Genomic DNA, 17,318 nt, shown 5'->3' on the forward strand with positions numbered 1-17,318 from the left:
GATTATGCCTAAGATTGTTTTTTTACCGCATGAGTATTTATGCCCTGAAGGCGCGGTATTCGACGCAAATGAAGGTGAGTCGATTCTGGATGTTGCCTTGCGTAATGGTATCGAAATTGAACATGCCTGTGAGAAATCATGTGCCTGCACCACCTGCCACTGCATCGTCCGCGAGGGCTTTGATTCCCTCGACGAAAGCACTGAGCTGGAAGATGATATGCTGGACAAAGCCTGGGGACTGGAGCCGGAAAGCCGTCTGAGCTGCCAGGCAAAAGTGGCGGATGAAGACCTGGTCGTGGAAATGCCGAAGTACACGGTTAACCATGCGCGTGAGCACGGATAAAGGAGCATAGCGATGGGACTGAAATGGCAGGACACCCGGGAAATCGGCGAAGCACTGTATGATTTATATCCGGATACCGATCCGAAAACGGTGCGTTTTACCGATATGCATCAATGGATCTGTGCGCTGGACGATTTTGATGATGAGCCTGAAAAATCTAACGAAAAAGTATTAGAGGCAATTTTGTTAGTCTGGCTCGACGAATGTGAATGACACCTTTTGTTACGCATGTCAGGCCGCACAATTATGTTACCGTGCGGCCTCTGATGCGCGTATGCTGTCCTCTTGTGCAGACCGGCACCCCGTGCATTCCTCAGATAAAATCGGATTGTGACTCACAATCATAAAATCAAAAGAGAGAATATAATGACGCAATTAATCATGCCCGTAACCCTGTCATACGAACCCGCCTCTCCGGCATGGGGAGAAAAAGCCCTTGTCAGCGCCACTGATAACGGAATGACTATTCATTTAAGTCAGAAAGGGATGCTGTGTGCGGTCCAGCGCGCCGGGCGTAAAATTGACGGTCAGGGTATCCGCAATGTGATCCTGAGCGGCAGTAACTGGGATTTGGAAACAAGCTGGGCATTCTGGCAGGGTTTCCGTGCGCCGAAAGGTGCCCGCTCCATTGAGTGGCCGGAGTTACCGGAAGCGGATAAAGCCGAATTAGAGCACCGTATCCGTATCATTGACTGGGTGCGTGATGTCATCAATACCCCCGCAGAAGAGCTCGGGCCGGAACAACTGGCACAGCGCGCAGTTGATTTACTGTGCAGCGTTTCCTGCGGATCAGTCGGCTACCGTATTATTAAAGGTGAAGATTTACGCGAGCAGGGCTATATGGGTATCCACACTGTGGGTCGCGGATCTTCGCGTTCGCCGGTTCTGTTAGCGCTGGATTACAATCCGGGCAAGCAGGATAACACCCCGGTCTTCGCCAGCCTGGTCGGTAAAGGGATCACCTTTGATTCAGGCGGCTACAGCCTGAAACCGTCCTCCGGCATGGAATCCATGAAATCGGATATGGGTGGTGCGGCAACACTGACCGGCGCACTGGCAATGGCAATCTGCCGTGGTCTGCAAAAACGCGTCAAACTGTATCTGTGCATCGCGGACAACCTGATCAGCGGCAACGCATTCAAACTGGGCGATATTATCCGTTACAGCAATGGTAAATCTGTTGAGATCCTCAATACCGATGCGGAAGGGCGTCTGGTATTGGCGGATGGTCTGATCGAAGCCGGTAAAGATAATGCCGGGTTTATTATTGATGCAGCGACGCTGACCGGGGCGGCCAAAACAGCCGTCGGTAATGATTACCACTCAGTCATGAGTTTCGATGATGCATTATATAACGACCTGATGGCAGCAGCCGATCAGGAAAAAGAGCTGTTCTGGCGTCTGCCGCTGGCAGAATTTCATCGTCAGCAGACGCCGTCATCATTTGCGGATCTGAGCAACACCGGTGCACCGAATACGGCGGGTGCAAGTACTGCGGCGGCATTCCTGTCACACTTTGTGGAAAACTACCGCAAAAACTGGCTGCATATTGACTGCTCTGCGACCTACCGCAAAGCGCCGTCAGACATGTGGGCGGCGGGTGCGACCGGTTACGGTGTCCGCTCTGTAGCGACACTGCTGCTGAAAAAAGCCGGAAAGTAACACGCATTACGGTAATTTAGTTATCTTTATCAGTAATCTGACGGTCACGGTTTTCGTGACCGTTTTTCTGTCTGAACCTGAAACACTGAATCTGAAATACGGAGCTTTATTATGACAGATACCCTCCCGGCTGAACCTCAGGAAGTAATGATTGAGCAGGGCACGGCATTGCTCCTGAGTGTTCCGGATAAAACACCGGAAGACGTGCTTGGCGCACTGTCCGGTGTTTTTAAACAGCATAAACCGGTACGCCGTGCATTCTGGGTAATGGCACAGGAAAAAGAAAATAAAAGCGCGGACGGACAGGTATTGCTGATAGCCCTTGAATTCAGTGAAGAATCCGGGATTGATGCAATTATCAGCGATGCGGCACAGGCTGCGATGGCGCACCTGGGAGACGGCGAACATATTGATTTTTGTCTGTTAAATCCGGATGAAAATGACGGGCTGACCCATTTTCTGACACAGCATACCAGCGCATTTTATCAGCGCCGCCTTGGTGGCTGGTTGCGCAATGCGATTCCGGTAACGGAAATGCCATAACCAATTTATACCCTTATTCATTCAAACTGCAGGTTCGTTGGCTACGCTCAGCCTGCATCTTGAATGACGTTGGGTATATTTTACGGATGAATACCCACTGAGCTAATATTCGGAATAATACGCTATACGCTTATTTAGGCTTTGTTTACACTTCGTGGAATAATACCCAACATGCGCCCGGATTACGGGCTCCACCAGAAAGGATTGATTATGAGTTTTCCGATAGCAGGACAGGGTCTCGGTAAGAAGCGCTGCCTGGCAGTGCTGCTTGCTTCAGCGCTGGCGCTCATGGGTTGTGATGACACCGGCAGTAAAACAACGGCGGCGGGCGCAGATGATTCCGCATCTGCCAATAAAAGTGGCACCACTTCATCATCTTCATCATCCTCCGCGTCATCCAAAGAAACTAAAAAAACACACGATGCAGCGTCTCTGGCAGAGATGGCGAAACGCTACGCCGGTAAAGATGTGACGATTATTGACACCTCAGAAATTCAGCTTGATGGCGCGAATGCTATGGTGGTCACATTCTCCATTCCGTTGGACCCGAATCAGGATTTCGGTCAGTTTGCCCGTCTGGTGGATGTTAAAAACGGTAAACTGGAAGGCGCGTGGGAGCTGTCCGATAACCTGATGGAGCTGAGAATGCGCCATCTTCCGCCCTCCCGCGAGTTGCAATTAAGCATTGACCGCGGTGTGCGCGGTATTAATGAACGCACACTGGTTAACGGCTATGACGCAAAACTGACCACGGCTGAAGTGACGCCGAGTATCGGTTTTGCCAGCCGTGGTTCACTGTTCCCGGGTGATGTAATTAAAGGGCTGCCGGTTTTCGCTCTGAATGTAGACAGTATTGATGTCAATTTCTACCGCATCAAACCGGACTCCCTGGCGGCGTTTCTCGCAAGCTGGCAATACGGAAACAATCTCCAGTACTGGAATTCTGATGAGCTCCTCAATAATACGGATCTCGTTTATACCGGGCGTTTTGATCTCAATCCGCAGAAAAACACCCGTGAAAATATGCTTATCCCGCTTAAAGACATCAAGCCGTTGCAGGATGAAGGTGTGTATCTGGCAGTGATGCAGCAGGCCGGGCGCTACAGTTACACCATGCCCGCCACGCTCTTTACCCTGAGTGATGTCGGCGTGTCGATGCACAGCTATCTCAATGAACTGGATGTCTTTACCCAGTCGCTGGCAAAAGGCAGTGCAATCAAAGGCGTGGAAATCCGTCTGCTCGACAGCAAAGGTCAGTTACTCAGCAAAGGGGAAACTGACGGCAGCGGGCATGCAAAACTGGATCGCGGCAATGACGCGGCGCTGTTACTGGCTATCCATAACGGGCAGACCAGTATGATTGATCTGAAAAACCCGGCTCTGGATTTGGCTGAGTTTGATATCGCCGGTCCGCAGGGCTATGCAAAACAATTTTTCGTTTTCGGCCCGCGTGACCTTTACCGCCCTGGTGAAACATTAATCATCAACGGCTTGCTGCGTGATGGTGACGGGCATCCGGTGAAAGATCAGCCGGTGAAAGTCGATGTGCTGAAAAATGACGGACAAGTGGCATCCACCTTTGTCTGGCAGCCGGAAAACGGGCTGTATCAATATAAATATGCGATCCCTGAAAATATTGAAACCGGCAAACTGACGCTGCGTTTTGATCTCGGTGATAACACGCCGCGCTTCTACAGTGTCAATGTGGAAGATTTCATGCCTGAGCGCATGGCGCTTGAAATCAAGACCGAAAAGCAGCCAATCACCGCAGGACAAACCGCAGATTTTGAACTTGAAGGCCATTATCTTTACGGCGCACCGGCGGCCGGTAATCAACTGACCGGGCAGCTCTTTATGCGCCCTGATCGCGAAGCTGTCGCTAAATTGCCGGGTTTTGAATTCGGTGACATTCAGGAGGGTAACCTGACCCGTACCCTGGATGAATTCGATGAAACCATGAGTGATAACGGCGAAGCAGCATTCACTGTCAGTAATGATTACTGGAAGGAAGTGAAATCGCCGTTCAAATTAATTCTTCAGGCAAGCCTGATGGAAACCGGTGGTCGTCCTGTCACCCGCCGCGCAGATCTTGCGGTCTGGCCGGCAGAAAGAATGGCGGGGATCCGCCCGGTTTTTGCGAAAAAAGAAATTTACGACTACCGTACTGACAAATATGTTTCTCAGTTCAGTCTGGATCAGGACTCCCTGGCGGAGTTTGAAATTGTTTATGCAGACAAACAGGGTAATAAATTAAAAGCCGATAATCTGACCGCCCGTCTGATTTATGAGCGCCGCGACTATTACTGGCGCTGGTCAGATTCTGAAGGCTGGTCATCTAATTATGACCAGAAAGATTTGGTGATGACCGGTGACCCGATTTCCATCGCGAAAGACGGTACGGCAAAAGTGACGGTTCCGGTGTCATGGGGCGCGTATCGCCTGGAAATTCTGGACCCGTCTACCGGGCTGACCAGCAGCGTGCGCTTCTGGGCTGGTTATTCCTGGCAGGATAACACCGGCGGCACCGGTGCTGTGCGTCCGGATCAGGTAAAACTGAAACTCGACAAACCGGATTACCGCGCAGGCGACAAAGTAAAACTTAATATCGCCGCGCCGCAGGCGGGTAAAGGCTATGTATTACTTGAATCAAGTGATGGTCCGTTGTGGTGGCAGGAAGTGGATGTGCCGGAAGGCGGGTTGGATGTCGACATTCCGCTGAACAAAGAGTGGACCCGCCATGACCTGTATGCGACAGCGGTAATCATCCGTCCGGGTGATAGTTCCCGCCAGGCGACCGTCAAACGTGCGGTCGGTATTCTGCATATTCCGATGGCCGATCCGGGTCGTAAAATTGCCGTCACACTGGATTCACCGTCCCGCATTCGTCCTAATCAGGATCTGACGGTTAAAGTCAAAGCGAATGCACAGGACGGCAAAGCCATGCCGCAGAAAGTGAATGTGCTTATCTCTGCCGTGGATACCGGCGTGCTCAATATTACTGACTACAAAACGCCGGATCCGTATGACGCGTTCTTCGGGCGCAAGCGCTACAGTGTGGATCAGTATGATGTCTATGGTCAGTTGATTGAGGGTGAAGGGCGTCTCGGTACGCTGCGTTTCGGGGGTGATGGCGGTGATGAACTGGATCGCGGTGGTCTGAAGCCGCTCAATGATGTGCAGATTATTGCACAGCAGGCAGAGCCGGTTGTTCTTAATGAACAGGGTGAAGGCACGGTAACTTTATCAATTCCTGATTTCAACGGCGAATTGCGCCTGATGGCGCAGGCGTGGACAGATGAAGATTTTGGTAACGCACAGAACAAAGTGATTGTTGCGGCACCGGTTATCAGCCAGATGGCGTTACCGCGCTTTATGGCGGGCGGTGATAATTCACAGCTGACATTAGACCTGACTAATCTGACGGATGAAACACAGAACCTGACGGTTAATTTCAGCGCAGAAGGCATGATCAACCTGAAAGGTGCTGCTGTGAAGGACGTGACACTGACCAAAGGTCAGCGCACATCCGTCAATGTCCCGGTGGAAGCCGTTAACGGCTTTGGTCAGGGCGAAGTCTTTATGACCGTCAAAGGGCTGAAACTGCCTGATAACGGCAGTGACGTCTACAAAAACAGCTGGAAAATCGGTGTACGTCCGGCGTATCCGGCAGAAACCGTTTCTTATTCCATGTCGCTCGGCAACGCCGCTGAGTGGGCATTACCGGCTGATCAGCTCAGTGGTCTGGAAAGCTCGACAGTGTCCGGTGAACTGTTACTGACCAGCCGTCCGCCACTGGATATCTCGCGCTTTATCCGCGAACTGTATGCGTATCCGTACGGTTGTCTGGAGCAGACAGTCAGCGGGCTGTATCCGTCGCTTTATTCGTCGGAAGCCGAGCTGAAAAAACTGGGAATCAAAACCCAGACCGATGCCGGGCGCCGCCAGGCTATTATGACCGGTATTCCGCATTTGCTGGGAATGCAGCGCAGTGACGGCAGTTTCTCTCTGTGGGACAACACCGGGTCGGAAGAGCCGTGGCTGACTGCGTACGCAACAGACTTCCTGTTCCGTGCCGGGCAGCGCGGGTTTGATGTTCCGGCTGCTGCACTGACTAACGCCAACAACCGTTTGCTGCGCTATTTGCAGGATCGCTCAGTTATCAGCAGCAGCTACTACGGATCAAGTGATCAGATGCGCTTTGCAGTTCAGGCGTATGCCGGTTATGTGCTGGCACAACAGCAGAAAGCTCCGCTGGGTGCGCTTCGTCAGGTGTATCAGCGCCGTGATGATGCAAGCAGCGGACTGGCATTGGTTCAGCTCGGTATCGCCCTGAAGAAAATGGGTGATGCAGACCGTGGTAATGAAGCTATCCGTCTCGGCGTGATGAAAAATCGCAACAGCACCTATACCGGCGATTACGGCAGCAATATCCGTGATGATGCAATGATTATTGCGCTGCTCAGTGAGTCAGATTCCGATGCAGAGCAGCGTTTTGTGAAATTGCAGTCGCTGTCCAATGAGATACAGAACCAGCGCTATTTCTCCACTCAGGAAAGCAACGCTCTGTATCTTGCCGGTCGTCATTATCTCAATCAGAGCGAAGTGCCGTGGTCTGCCGTACTGAACGGTGAAGCTCCTGCCGTCAGCCGCGACAGTGCGCTGCGTGAAAACCTGACCGCACGTCAGTTGCAGAAAGGGATCAGTGTAGCGAACAGAGGTGACAGTGAACTGTACGGGCGCGTCAATATTGTGGGTTATCCTGTTCAGGCACCAAAACCGGAGTCTGAAGTGCTGAAGATTAAACGGACGTATCTGGATCTTAATGGTAATCCAATCAGTATTGATCGTTTGCGCAGCGGTGATATGGTCGTGGTACGTCTGGATATTCAGGCGGATCGCAATGTGCCGGATGCGCTGGTGGTTGACTTGTTACCGGCCGGTCTGGAGTTGGAAAATCAGAATCTGGCGGCAAGCAGCGCCAGTCTGAGTGACAGCGCACCAAACCTGGCAGAAGCGATTCAGGATATGCAGCAGGCGACAATCCGTCACACAGAATATCGTGATGACCGCTTTGTGTCTCAGGTGGTGGTTGAAGAGTACCGCCCGGTAACCCTGGTCTATCTGGCACGTGCGGTGACGCCGGGTAAATACAGCGTGCCTGCACCACATGTGGAATCCATGTATATTCCGTCCTGGCGCGCAGTCGGTACGACACCGTCAATGCTGGAAGTTGTCCGTTAAATAACATATGGTTACCCTCAGCCCCTTATGCCATTTTATAGGTAAATACAGGGGCTGAAATAATAAATAAAAGGGGGAATATATTTTTCCCCCTTTTGCATTCTGTGCCGGAAACCAATAATGTGTTTTTCCGCCATTTCAATACTGACAGATGATGATTCATTGCGGACTGATTGATGAAAGTGTGGTTTAAGCGCCTTGCGCTCTCCGGCCTGATTATAATTGTAATAACCCCGCCATTGCTCTGGCTGGCGGATAAACTCTGGCCGCTGCCGCTGGAAGAATTGGTGATGGCGCGCACAGTGACCGCAGAAGACGGCTCGCCGCTCTGGCGTTTTGCTGACAGTAACGGCGTCTGGCGCTATCCCGTCACACTGAAAGACGTATCACCGGAATTTATTGAAGCGCTTCTGACATACGAAGATCGCTATTTTTATCAGCACCCTGGTATTAATCCGCTCGCCATCGGGCGGGCGGCGTTGCAGGATCTTTCCTCCGGAAAAATTGTCTCCGGCGGCAGCACGCTTTCCATGCAGGTTGCCCGGCTGATTGATCCCCATGACCGCACGCTGAGCGGGAAACTGAAACAAGTTTTCCGCACTGTTCAGCTGGAATGGCACTATTCCAAAGATGAGATTCTGGAGATGTATCTGAACCGGGCGCCATACGGCGGCACGGTGGAAGGGATTGGCGCGGCAAGCTGGATGTATCTCGGCAAACCGCCGTCAGAACTGACGTCGGGGGAATCGGCAATGCTGGCCGTTCTTCCGCAGGCGCCGAGCCGCCTGCGTCCGGATCGCTATCCGCAGCGGGCAGAAGCAGCACGTAATAAAGTGCTGGACAGACTGGCTGAATTTCAGGTGTGGCCACAGGCAAAAGTGGATGATTTAAAACAGGAAAGTATCTGGCTGGCTCCGCGCCAGGTGCCGCATTCCGCACCACTGCTGGCACGCCGGGTGGCACTCGGTGTAAAAGAACCGGTTATACGCACCACTATCAATCCGGGCATTCAGCGACAGCTTGAGGAAATGGCACGTAACTGGAAATACCAGCTGCCGGAGAAAACCTCACTTGGCATTATGGTAGTGGATAACCTCGATATGAGTGTGAAGGGCTATGTCGGCTCGATAGATTTTTCTGATGACAAACGCTTTGGTCATGTGGATGTGAACAGCGCCTGGCGCTCCCCCGGCTCTACCCTGAAACCCTTTTTGTACGCGCTGGCGCTGGACGATGGTCTTATCCACAGCGAATCGCTGTTACAGGATGTGCCGCGCCGTTTTAATGACTACCGCCCCGGTAACTTTGATACCGGTTTCAATGGTCCGGTGAGTGTCAGTGAGGCGCTGCGGCGCTCGCTGAATCTGCCGGTTGTTCAGTTACTGGATGTTTACGGACCAAAACGGTTCAGTGCCAATCTGCGAAATGCGGGGGTGGAGCTGCGCTTCCCGCTCGGCAGTGATCCTAACCTCTCTCTGATCCTCGGCGGAACCGGCGCGCGGATGGATCAGCTAATCTCTGCATACAGTGCGTTTGGTCGTCAGGGCAAAGTGGCACCGGTACGTTTTCGTCCGCAGGATCCGCTGGCAGAGCGCAAACTGATGTCACCGGGTGCTGCCTGGATAACCCGTCGCATTATGGCAGGAGAAACCCGTCCGCTGGCAGATGACAGGCTGACACAGGATGTCCCGCTGGCGTGGAAAACCGGCACCAGTTACGGCTACCGTGATGCCTGGGCGCTGGGGCTGAATAACCGTTACACCATCGGTGTCTGGGTCGGACGCCCGGACGGCACACCGGTAGCGGGGCAGGTCGGGTTTGCTACAGCAATCCCGATCCTTTATCAGATTGACAGTTACCTGCGAGCACGGGGCGGTAAAAAAATCCCCGATCCGAAACCGCTCAGTGTCAGCAGCAAAATGATTTGCTGGCCGTCAGGGCTGGCTGCGGATAAACAGGATCCGAACTGTCGTCAGCAGCGCATAGCGCGGATCCTGGATAATACCGTGCCGCCGACATTGCCATCTGCCGGGCAGGAAAGTCTGTCCGGAACAAATGCGGTGATGTGGGTGGATGCAAAGGGTGAACGGGTTGCGCCGGATTGCCCCGGCGCACAGGAGAAAATCATCGCGCTGTGGCCTATCGCGCTGGAAAGTTTTCTGCCACCCGGCGAGCAGCGCAGTCACAGATTGCCACCGGTAAGTAAAACCTGCCGTCCGTTGCGGGTGGAAGCGGCTCCGTTGCTGATTTCCGGTATTCGCGAAGGTGATGTATTGCGCCGTCTGCCGCTGGCAAAAACGCTGGATTTGAAGGTTGTCACCCAGGGCGGAGAGGGTACGCAGTGGTGGTTCCTCAACGGCGATCAGACCGGCAGTACAGAACCCGGCGAGCCGCTGGTGCTTACACTTGATACCCCGGGGCGCTATCAGCTTACCGTTTTGGATCTCAGCGGACAGGTCAGTGCGGTTAATTTCAGACTGAAATAGCACAAACCGCAGGCCGCTCATCGGAAAAAGTGTGATTCAGCCGGAAAAACGGGTATCTCAGGGGGGATAAAGTTTACAAAAATGTTGCGAAACTGTAGGTTAAATTGGCGGAAGCCCTTATAATCATCATCTTACCACATGATGTGGACCGGTTTGCCATCAGCCGAAAATAACAATGACAACAGCGCCCCGCGCACAATGAGGTTTACTAATGCCTGTACAACGCACATTCTCCATTATCAAGCCAAATGCGGTAAAGAAAAACGCCATCGGTGCCATTTATCACCGTTTTGAAAGCGCCGGTTTTCGCATTGTTGCTGCCAAAATGCTGCATCTTACCCGTGAACAGGCGGAAGGTTTTTATGCTGAGCACAAAGGGCGTCCGTTTTTTGACGGTTTAGTTGAATTTATGACATCCGGACCGATTATGGTGCAGGTTCTGGAAGGTGAAAATGCCGTACAGCGCCACCGTGACCTGATGGGGGCGACGAATCCGGACAACGCACTGGCGGGTACTCTGCGCGCAGACTATGCAGACAGCTTCACAGAGAATGCTGTCCACGGTTCCGACGCAGAAGAATCCGCCGCCCGCGAAATCGCTTATTTTTTCACTCCTGATGAAATCTGTCTGCGCTGATTTGCTTACCCCGCAGTTTGTTTCTGTTTTCCTGAAAAATAAGTAATCCGGCCATTCCGGCCGGGTTATTTTTCTGTTAACTGATTTTCCGTTTGCCTTACGGCCTGCAAAGTTTGTACAATGCCGCCGCGCCTGTATTTGTACGGGACAATGATTATTTCAGTCGTGCATGTGGCGTTATGGCTATGTACGGCTATCCTTATTTCAGTATCTGTGATGCGCTGTGCGTATCACCGCCGAAAGTGTAACAACGAGGCACTAAAAATTATGTCCGGACTGACCACGCCAGATGCCTGCGAAACAGGCTCCGCACCTATTTATCCCGAAAAAATCAACGGTAAAATTAATTTACTCGACCTGACCCGCAAAGAAATGCGCCAGTTCTTCGCAGACATGGGCGAAAAACCGTTTCGTGCCGATCAGGTAATGAAATGGATTTACCACTATTGTTATGATGATTTCGATCTGATGACCGACATCAACAAAGTGCTGCGCACCAAACTGAAAGCGATGGCGGAAATCCGCGCGCCGGAAGTCTCAGAAGAGCAGCGCTCGTCAGATGGCACCATTAAATGGGCTATCCGTGTCGGGGGTCAGGAAGTGGAAACTGTGTATATCCCGGAAGATGACCGCGCCACATTGTGTGTTTCTTCTCAGGTAGGTTGTGCGCTGGAGTGTACATTCTGCTCAACAGCGCAGCAGGGTTTTAACCGCAATCTGCGGGTATCTGAAATTATCGGTCAGGTCTGGCGGGCGGCAAAAATTATCGGCTCCCTGAAGTCCAGCGGGCGTCGTCCGATTACCAACGTGGTGATGATGGGAATGGGTGAACCATTGCTGAATCTGACTCATGTTGTTCCTGCGATGGAGATCATGCTGGATGACTTTGGCTTTGGTCTGTCCAAGCGGCGTGTGACAATCTCCACGTCCGGTGTCGTCCCGGCGCTGAATAAACTGGGTGATATGATTGATGTGGCGCTGGCAATTTCCCTGCATGCACCGACAGACGATGTGCGTGATGAGCTCGTGCCTATCAATAAAAAATACAATATCGAAGCATTTCTGGCCTCTGTCCGCCTTTATCTGAGCAAATCCAATGCCAACAGCGGGCGGGTGACGGTCGAATATGTCATGCTTGATCATATTAATGACAGTACGGAGCAGGCGCATCAGCTGGCAGAATGCCTGAAGGACACGCCGAGTAAAATTAACCTGATCCCATGGAACCCGTTCCCGGGCGCACCTTACGGACGCAGCTCCAACAGCCGGATCGACCGCTTCGCAAAAGTCCTTATGGGGTACGGATTTACCACGATTGTGCGTAAGACACGCGGTGATGATATTGATGCCGCCTGTGGTCAGTTAGCCGGCGATGTCATTGACCGCACGAAGCGGACACTGAAAAAACGCATGGCGGGTGAACCAATTGTTGTTAAAGCAGTCTGATATTAATATTACGTAACACTCCCCGGTGTTTATTTACGATAAAATATCTGCCTCACCATAAAGGAGGCGGTATGATAAGGATGTATTACCCGGGATTATTAGGATTAGTGCTGCTGGCAGGATGCCGGACAGCACCGGTTACGCAGGCACCGCTGACAGCGGTAAATACGCGGCTGGCGCTGGGAGAGGCCTATCTTCATGCCGGACATTATGATGCTGCCCGTTATCATTATGACCGGATATTGAAGGTACAATCGCAGCATACCGTGGCTCTGACCGGAATGGCGCTGGCAGCAAAGTGCGATCAGCAACCTGAAATTGCGGAAAAATACCTAAATTTAGCCGTGAATTCCCCGTCAGGCAGTGATACTGTGGTACAGTACGTTTCGGCCTATTCGTGTTTGCCGGATAACAGCTTGTAAAACAACATAAAACAGATGTTGTTTTCGGTGTTATTTTGCCCTTAATGGTAGCACGCGGTACGTCGGAATACGGAACTTAGGTGCGTGGAGTGGCTGACTCCGCGCTTTCTCGTAACCAGAACTGCTTGTGTCCTGAAACTCATGAATAATTCGCAATCTCAAGATAATATTCAACTCTCTCTTGGTCAATTCTTAACACAACGTCGGGAACAACTTCAGTTATCACGGGAAACAGTAGCAGGCAGGCTATGCCTTAAACTGACAACAGTGCGTGAAATTGAAGAAGATGCACTGAAAGAAACCAATCCGACCTTTATCCGTGGTTACGTCCGTACTTATGCAAAATTACTGCAAATTCCTGAAGCAGAAATTATGCCGTATCTTGACAAAATCGCACCGGCGCAGATGACGAAAGTCCAGCCGATGAAAAGTGTGTCGATGGGTCGTCAGCGCAAAAAACGCGAAGGCTGGCTGATGAAGTTTACCTGGCTTGTGCTGCTGGTTGTTATTGCCCTCGTCGGGCTGTGGTGGTGGCAGCAATATCAGGCACAGCAGGCAGATCTCCGCTCTCTTGCGCAGCAAAATGATGTAACCGCCAACCCTCCGGCTGGTGCAGAACATACGCTGCCTGACAATATTGAACCGCCGGTACAAAATACCCCGCCGGTTGAAAGCACTCCGCCGGTTCCGGTCGCCTCTGCGAATACCAATACTGCTGCTCAGGAATTGTCAGCGGCAACTCCGCAGGAACAGGTTGTTGACAGCAGTAAAATTGTGCCGTTACCGGGCAGTAATCGTGTCCCGCCGGTTGTAAATCGTGCCACCGGCAGCGAAGGTGATTCAGCGGCTGTGGCGCTGACACAGAACGGACTGGTTCTGACATTCAAAAATGCCTGCTGGCTGGAAGTCTCGGACAATAAAGGCACAAAAATATTCAGTGGTACCAAACAGAAAGGCGATACTCTGGAATTTGCAGGGGCGGAACCTTATCGTCTGAAAATTGGCGCACCGGCTTCCGTGGATGTTCAGTTTAAAGGCGAAGCGATTGATATGAGCCGTTTTATCCGGGCTAATCGCGTCGCAAATCTGAGTGTACCAAAAGCAGAATAATAAAATTTTCTATTTGTAATTTTTACAATGAATTTAATTAACACAGCAATGATTGAGGATACAAGGATGTTCCGGAGAAATAATTATGCACAGTGAATCCCCGATAAAGAGACGCAAATCCACCCGGATTTATGTGGGTAATGTGCCGGTCGGTGATGGTGCACCTATTACGGTGCAGTCAATGACAAACACCCGGACAACGGATGTTGACGCGACAGTTCGTCAGATTAAAGCGCTGGAGCGCGTCGGTGTTGATATCGTCCGTGTTTCTGTGCCGACAATGGATGCGGCAGAAGCCTTTAAGTTAATTAAACAGCAGGTTTCTGTGCCGCTGGTGGCAGATATTCATTTTGATTACCGTATCGCGCTGAAAGTGGCGGAATACGGTGTCGATTGTCTGCGGATAAACCCGGGGAATATCGGCAGCGAAGAGCGCGTCCGTCAGGTCGTGGATTGCGCACGCCATTACAATATCCCTATCCGTATCGGGGTTAACGGCGGATCACTGGAAAAAGATATTCAGGAAAAATACGGTGAGCCGACACCGGAAGCGCTGGTGGAATCCGCCATGCGTCATGTGGATATTCTCGATCGCCTGAATTTCGATCAGTTCAAAATCAGTGTAAAAGCCTCTGATGTATTTTTGGCAGTGGGTGCATACCGGCTGCTGGCGAAAAAAATTGACCAGCCGCTGCATCTGGGTATTACAGAAGCGGGTGGTGCCCGGGCAGGATCAGTGAAATCAGCTATCGGCCTGGGATTACTGCTCTCGGAGGGGATTGGCGATACACTGCGGATCTCGCTGGCGGCCGACCCTGTCGAAGAAGTAAAAGTCGGGTTTGATATTCTTAAATCGCTGCGGATCCGTGCACGCGGTATTAATTTTATTGCCTGCCCGACCTGTTCACGCCAGGAATTTGATGTGATTGGCACGGTTAATGCGCTGGAACAACGGCTGGAAGATATTCTGACGCCGATGGACATCTCTATTATCGGCTGTGTGGTCAATGGTCCGGGTGAGGCGGAAGTCTCAACACTGGGTGTGACCGGCGCGAAAACGCGCAGCGGCTTTTATGAAGATGGTGTCCGCCAGAAAGAGCGCCTGGATAATACGGATATGATTGACCAGCTTGAGGCAAAAATCCGTGCTAAAGCGGCAATGCTGGATAAAAATAACCGGATTGCCATTAACCTGGTAGATAAAGAGTAATAACTGACCGGTTCATTGTATGATACCCAAGGTCATTCAGGATGCAGGCAGGCGGCAAGGGAAGATAGCCGGGGAGCATACATCAGTATGTGACCCGGCTGGCTGAGTACAGCCAACGAACCTGCAGTTTGAATGAATAAGGGTATATGAACCGGTTTTATCTGTTTCCGGCGATATATCGCATTCAGAACAAATTATTTTCTGATGATATAGCGTTTTAAGACGATATATCGGCCTCCCGATATTGCGCCCGTTCAGGGTCGCTTTTATAATCGGTAACATATTTCATTGAGTTAAGAGAACTAACGTGGCCAAAAATATCCAAGCCATTCGTGGTATGAATGATTATCTGCCTGCTGATACGATTGTCTGGCAGCGCATTGAAAGCACGCTCAAACGTATTCTGACAAATTACGGGATCAGTGAAATTCGCACACCCATTGTCGAGCACACCCCGCTGTTTCAGCGCGCCATCGGCGAAGTCACTGATGTTGTTGAAAAAGAAATGTATTCTTTTCAGGATCGTGGTGATGAAAGTTTAACGCTGCGTCCTGAAGGAACAGCGGGCTGTGTTCGTGCAGGTATTGAGCGCGGATTACTCTATAACCAGGAACAGCGCCTCTGGTATATCGGGCCGATGTTCCGTTATGAGCGCCCGCAGAAAGGCCGCTACCGCCAGTTTCATCAGTTAGGTGCGGAAATCTTCGGACTGAGTGGTCCGGATATCGATGCTGAGCTGATTATGATGACCGCCCGCTGGTGGCGTGAACTGGGTATCGCAGAACATGTTACACTGGAGCTGAACTCTATTGGCTCGCTGCAGGCGCGTGCAAACTACCGCGAAGCGCTGGTCGCATTCCTGGAGCAGCATAAAGAAAAACTGGATGAAGACTGTAAGCGCCGGATGTATACAAATCCGCTGCGCGTACTGGACTCGAAAGATCATGGCGTGCAGACTCTCCTGAATGATGCTCCGGAACTGTTTGATTATCTGGATGAAGAATCAAAAATCCACTTTGACGGTTTGTGCGCCATTCTGGATGCCGCCGGTATTAAATACCGGATTAATCAGCGTCTGGTCCGTGGTCTTGATTATTATAACCGTACCGTGTTTGAGTGGGTCACAACTGCACTTGGCGCACAGGGTACAGTGTGTGCCGGTGGTCGTTACGACGGGCTGGTTGAACAGCTCGGGGGTCACAATACACCGGCGGTCGGCTTTGCGATGGGACTGGAGAGAATGGTACTGCTGGTTCAGGAAGTTAATCCTGACTTTGTAAAAGAAACCGCAGTCACAGATATTTATCTGGCATCATTCGGTGACGGCAGCCAGGTGGCAGCAATGTTACTGGCAGAGCAGATCCGCGACAGTTTACCGGGTGTGCGCATTATGACTAACTACGGCGGCGGCAACTTTAAAAAACAGTTAGGCCGTGCTGACAAAAACGGCGCACGCATCGCGCTGATTTTGGGTGAGGATGAAATCGCCAACGGGACAGTGACAGTGAAAGAACTGGCTACCGGTGAGCAACAGACGCTGGCACAGAGCGGGTTATCTGCCCGTCTGAGCGAACTTTTAGGTTAAGGAGAGACGCGTGGAAGTCTATACCACAGAAAATGAACAGGTATCAGTGCTGAAGAATTTCTTTGTCGAAAACGGCAAAGCGATTGCGGCAGGATTGATCATCGGTATCGGCGGTATTGTCGGCTGGAATTACTATCAGTCTCATCAGGTCACTCAGTTACAGGATGCAGCCGTTGCATATGAAGCTGCGACGGTGGTGAAAGGGACTGCAGAAGAGCAGTTAACCCGTCTGAAATTATTCGCAAAAGAAGCCAATAATACCTACGGCGCTTTTGCCGGTCTCGATTTGGCTCAGAAATCGGTTGAAAGCAATGATTTGCCGGGTGCCGAAGCGGCACTGACCGCGGCATTGCCGAAAGCCGAAAATGAAGAATTAAAAGATCTTATTAACGCACGTCTGGCCCGTGTTCAGCTGGGTCAGGGAAATGCAGATGCCGCGCTGAGTACCGCCGGTAATATTAAAGGGAAAGGCTGGGCGGCTTACGCGCAGGATATCCGAGGTGATGCCCTGTTACATAAAGGGGATGTGAAAGGCGCGCAGGAAGCCTACACCACAGGTATTCAGAGTGAAGGTGCCGGGACTATCAAATCCGTTATGACATTTAAACTCGATAACTTAGCCGGGTGAGAGGA

Annotated in this window: 13 protein-coding genes; all 13 read left to right on the forward strand. The window is 51.5% G+C overall.

The genetic code is table 11. The features are described from left to right. The first annotated feature begins 4 nt into the window (after positions 1–4). The 13 genes from fdx to ACMHKJ_RS17040 all read left to right on the forward strand — a co-directional run bounded on the left by fdx (position 5) and on the right by ACMHKJ_RS17040 (position 17,313). A complete protein-coding gene (gene fdx / locus ACMHKJ_RS16980; RefSeq protein ID WP_413495758.1) occupies positions 5–343 on the forward strand; it encodes an ISC system 2Fe-2S type ferredoxin in 339 nt (112 codons plus the stop codon). 12 nt (positions 344–355) lie between these two features. Further along, entirely contained in the window at positions 356–556 is a 201-nt protein-coding gene (gene iscX, locus ACMHKJ_RS16985; RefSeq protein ID WP_067361268.1) for a Fe-S cluster assembly protein IscX, read from the forward strand. A gap of 153 nt (positions 557–709) precedes the next feature. Further along, positions 710–2,005: an aminopeptidase PepB gene (pepB, locus tag ACMHKJ_RS16990; RefSeq protein WP_413495760.1), complete on the forward strand. Its 1,296-nt coding sequence runs from the start codon at positions 710–712 to the stop codon at positions 2,003–2,005. 111 nt (positions 2,006–2,116) lie between these two features. Continuing rightward, on the forward strand, positions 2,117–2,548 hold the full coding sequence (locus tag ACMHKJ_RS16995) for an enhanced serine sensitivity protein SseB C-terminal domain-containing protein (RefSeq protein ID WP_413495762.1): 432 nt from the start codon (positions 2,117–2,119) through the stop codon (positions 2,546–2,548). 210 nt (positions 2,549–2,758) lie between these two features. Next, positions 2,759–7,789: an alpha-2-macroglobulin family protein gene (locus ACMHKJ_RS17000; RefSeq protein WP_413495764.1), complete on the forward strand. Its 5,031-nt coding sequence runs from the start codon at positions 2,759–2,761 to the stop codon at positions 7,787–7,789. A gap of 176 nt (positions 7,790–7,965) precedes the next feature. Then, a complete protein-coding gene (gene pbpC / locus ACMHKJ_RS17005) occupies positions 7,966–10,275 on the forward strand; it encodes a peptidoglycan glycosyltransferase PbpC (protein ID WP_413495766.1) in 2,310 nt (769 codons plus the stop codon). A gap of 211 nt (positions 10,276–10,486) precedes the next feature. Further along, positions 10,487–10,912, forward strand: a complete 426-nt coding sequence (gene ndk / locus ACMHKJ_RS17010) for a nucleoside-diphosphate kinase (RefSeq protein WP_413495768.1) — start codon at positions 10,487–10,489, stop codon at positions 10,910–10,912. A 267-nt stretch (positions 10,913–11,179) separates the two neighbouring features. Then, positions 11,180–12,358: a dual-specificity RNA methyltransferase RlmN gene (rlmN, locus tag ACMHKJ_RS17015; RefSeq protein ID WP_413495810.1), complete on the forward strand. Its 1,179-nt coding sequence runs from the start codon at positions 11,180–11,182 to the stop codon at positions 12,356–12,358. 71 nt (positions 12,359–12,429) lie between these two features. Further along, entirely contained in the window at positions 12,430–12,780 is a 351-nt protein-coding gene (locus tag ACMHKJ_RS17020) for a hypothetical protein (RefSeq protein WP_413495770.1), read from the forward strand. Between the two features lie 141 nt (positions 12,781–12,921). Continuing rightward, positions 12,922–13,890, forward strand: coding sequence for a cytoskeleton protein RodZ (rodZ, locus tag ACMHKJ_RS17025; RefSeq protein WP_413495772.1), 969 nt, complete (start codon positions 12,922–12,924; stop codon positions 13,888–13,890). A gap of 85 nt (positions 13,891–13,975) precedes the next feature. Beyond that, entirely contained in the window at positions 13,976–15,100 is a 1,125-nt protein-coding gene (gene ispG / locus ACMHKJ_RS17030; protein WP_413495774.1) for a flavodoxin-dependent (E)-4-hydroxy-3-methylbut-2-enyl-diphosphate synthase, read from the forward strand. Between the two features lie 307 nt (positions 15,101–15,407). Further along, on the forward strand, positions 15,408–16,685 hold the full coding sequence (gene hisS, locus ACMHKJ_RS17035) for a histidine--tRNA ligase (protein ID WP_413495775.1): 1,278 nt from the start codon (positions 15,408–15,410) through the stop codon (positions 16,683–16,685). A 10-nt stretch (positions 16,686–16,695) separates the two neighbouring features. Further along, a complete protein-coding gene (locus ACMHKJ_RS17040) occupies positions 16,696–17,313 on the forward strand; it encodes a YfgM family protein (protein ID WP_413495776.1) in 618 nt (205 codons plus the stop codon). Positions 17,314–17,318 lie beyond the last annotated feature (5 nt).

Origin of the sequence: Morganella psychrotolerans (assembly GCF_965118875.1) — a bacterium.
GTDB classification, from domain to species: Bacteria; Pseudomonadota; Gammaproteobacteria; order Enterobacterales; family Enterobacteriaceae; genus Morganella; species Morganella psychrotolerans_C.

Bases quoted from the DNA above. Each gene is read 5' to 3' on its own strand.
- fdx (WP_413495758.1), top strand. From the start codon at position 5: ATGCCTAAGATTGTTTTTTTACCGCATGAGTATTTATGCCCTGAAGGC.
- iscX (WP_067361268.1), top strand. From the start codon at position 356: ATGGGACTGAAATGGCAGGACACCCGGGAAATCGGCGAAGCACTGTAT.
- pepB (WP_413495760.1), top strand. From the start codon at position 710: ATGACGCAATTAATCATGCCCGTAACCCTGTCATACGAACCCGCCTCT.
- ACMHKJ_RS16995 (WP_413495762.1), top strand. From the start codon at position 2,117: ATGACAGATACCCTCCCGGCTGAACCTCAGGAAGTAATGATTGAGCAG.
- ACMHKJ_RS17000 (WP_413495764.1), top strand. From the start codon at position 2,759: ATGAGTTTTCCGATAGCAGGACAGGGTCTCGGTAAGAAGCGCTGCCTG.
- pbpC (WP_413495766.1), top strand. From the start codon at position 7,966: ATGAAAGTGTGGTTTAAGCGCCTTGCGCTCTCCGGCCTGATTATAATT.
- ndk (WP_413495768.1), top strand. From the start codon at position 10,487: ATGCCTGTACAACGCACATTCTCCATTATCAAGCCAAATGCGGTAAAG.
- rlmN (WP_413495810.1), top strand. From the start codon at position 11,180: ATGTCCGGACTGACCACGCCAGATGCCTGCGAAACAGGCTCCGCACCT.
- ACMHKJ_RS17020 (WP_413495770.1), top strand. From the start codon at position 12,430: ATGATAAGGATGTATTACCCGGGATTATTAGGATTAGTGCTGCTGGCA.
- rodZ (WP_413495772.1), top strand. From the start codon at position 12,922: ATGAATAATTCGCAATCTCAAGATAATATTCAACTCTCTCTTGGTCAA.
- ispG (WP_413495774.1), top strand. From the start codon at position 13,976: ATGCACAGTGAATCCCCGATAAAGAGACGCAAATCCACCCGGATTTAT.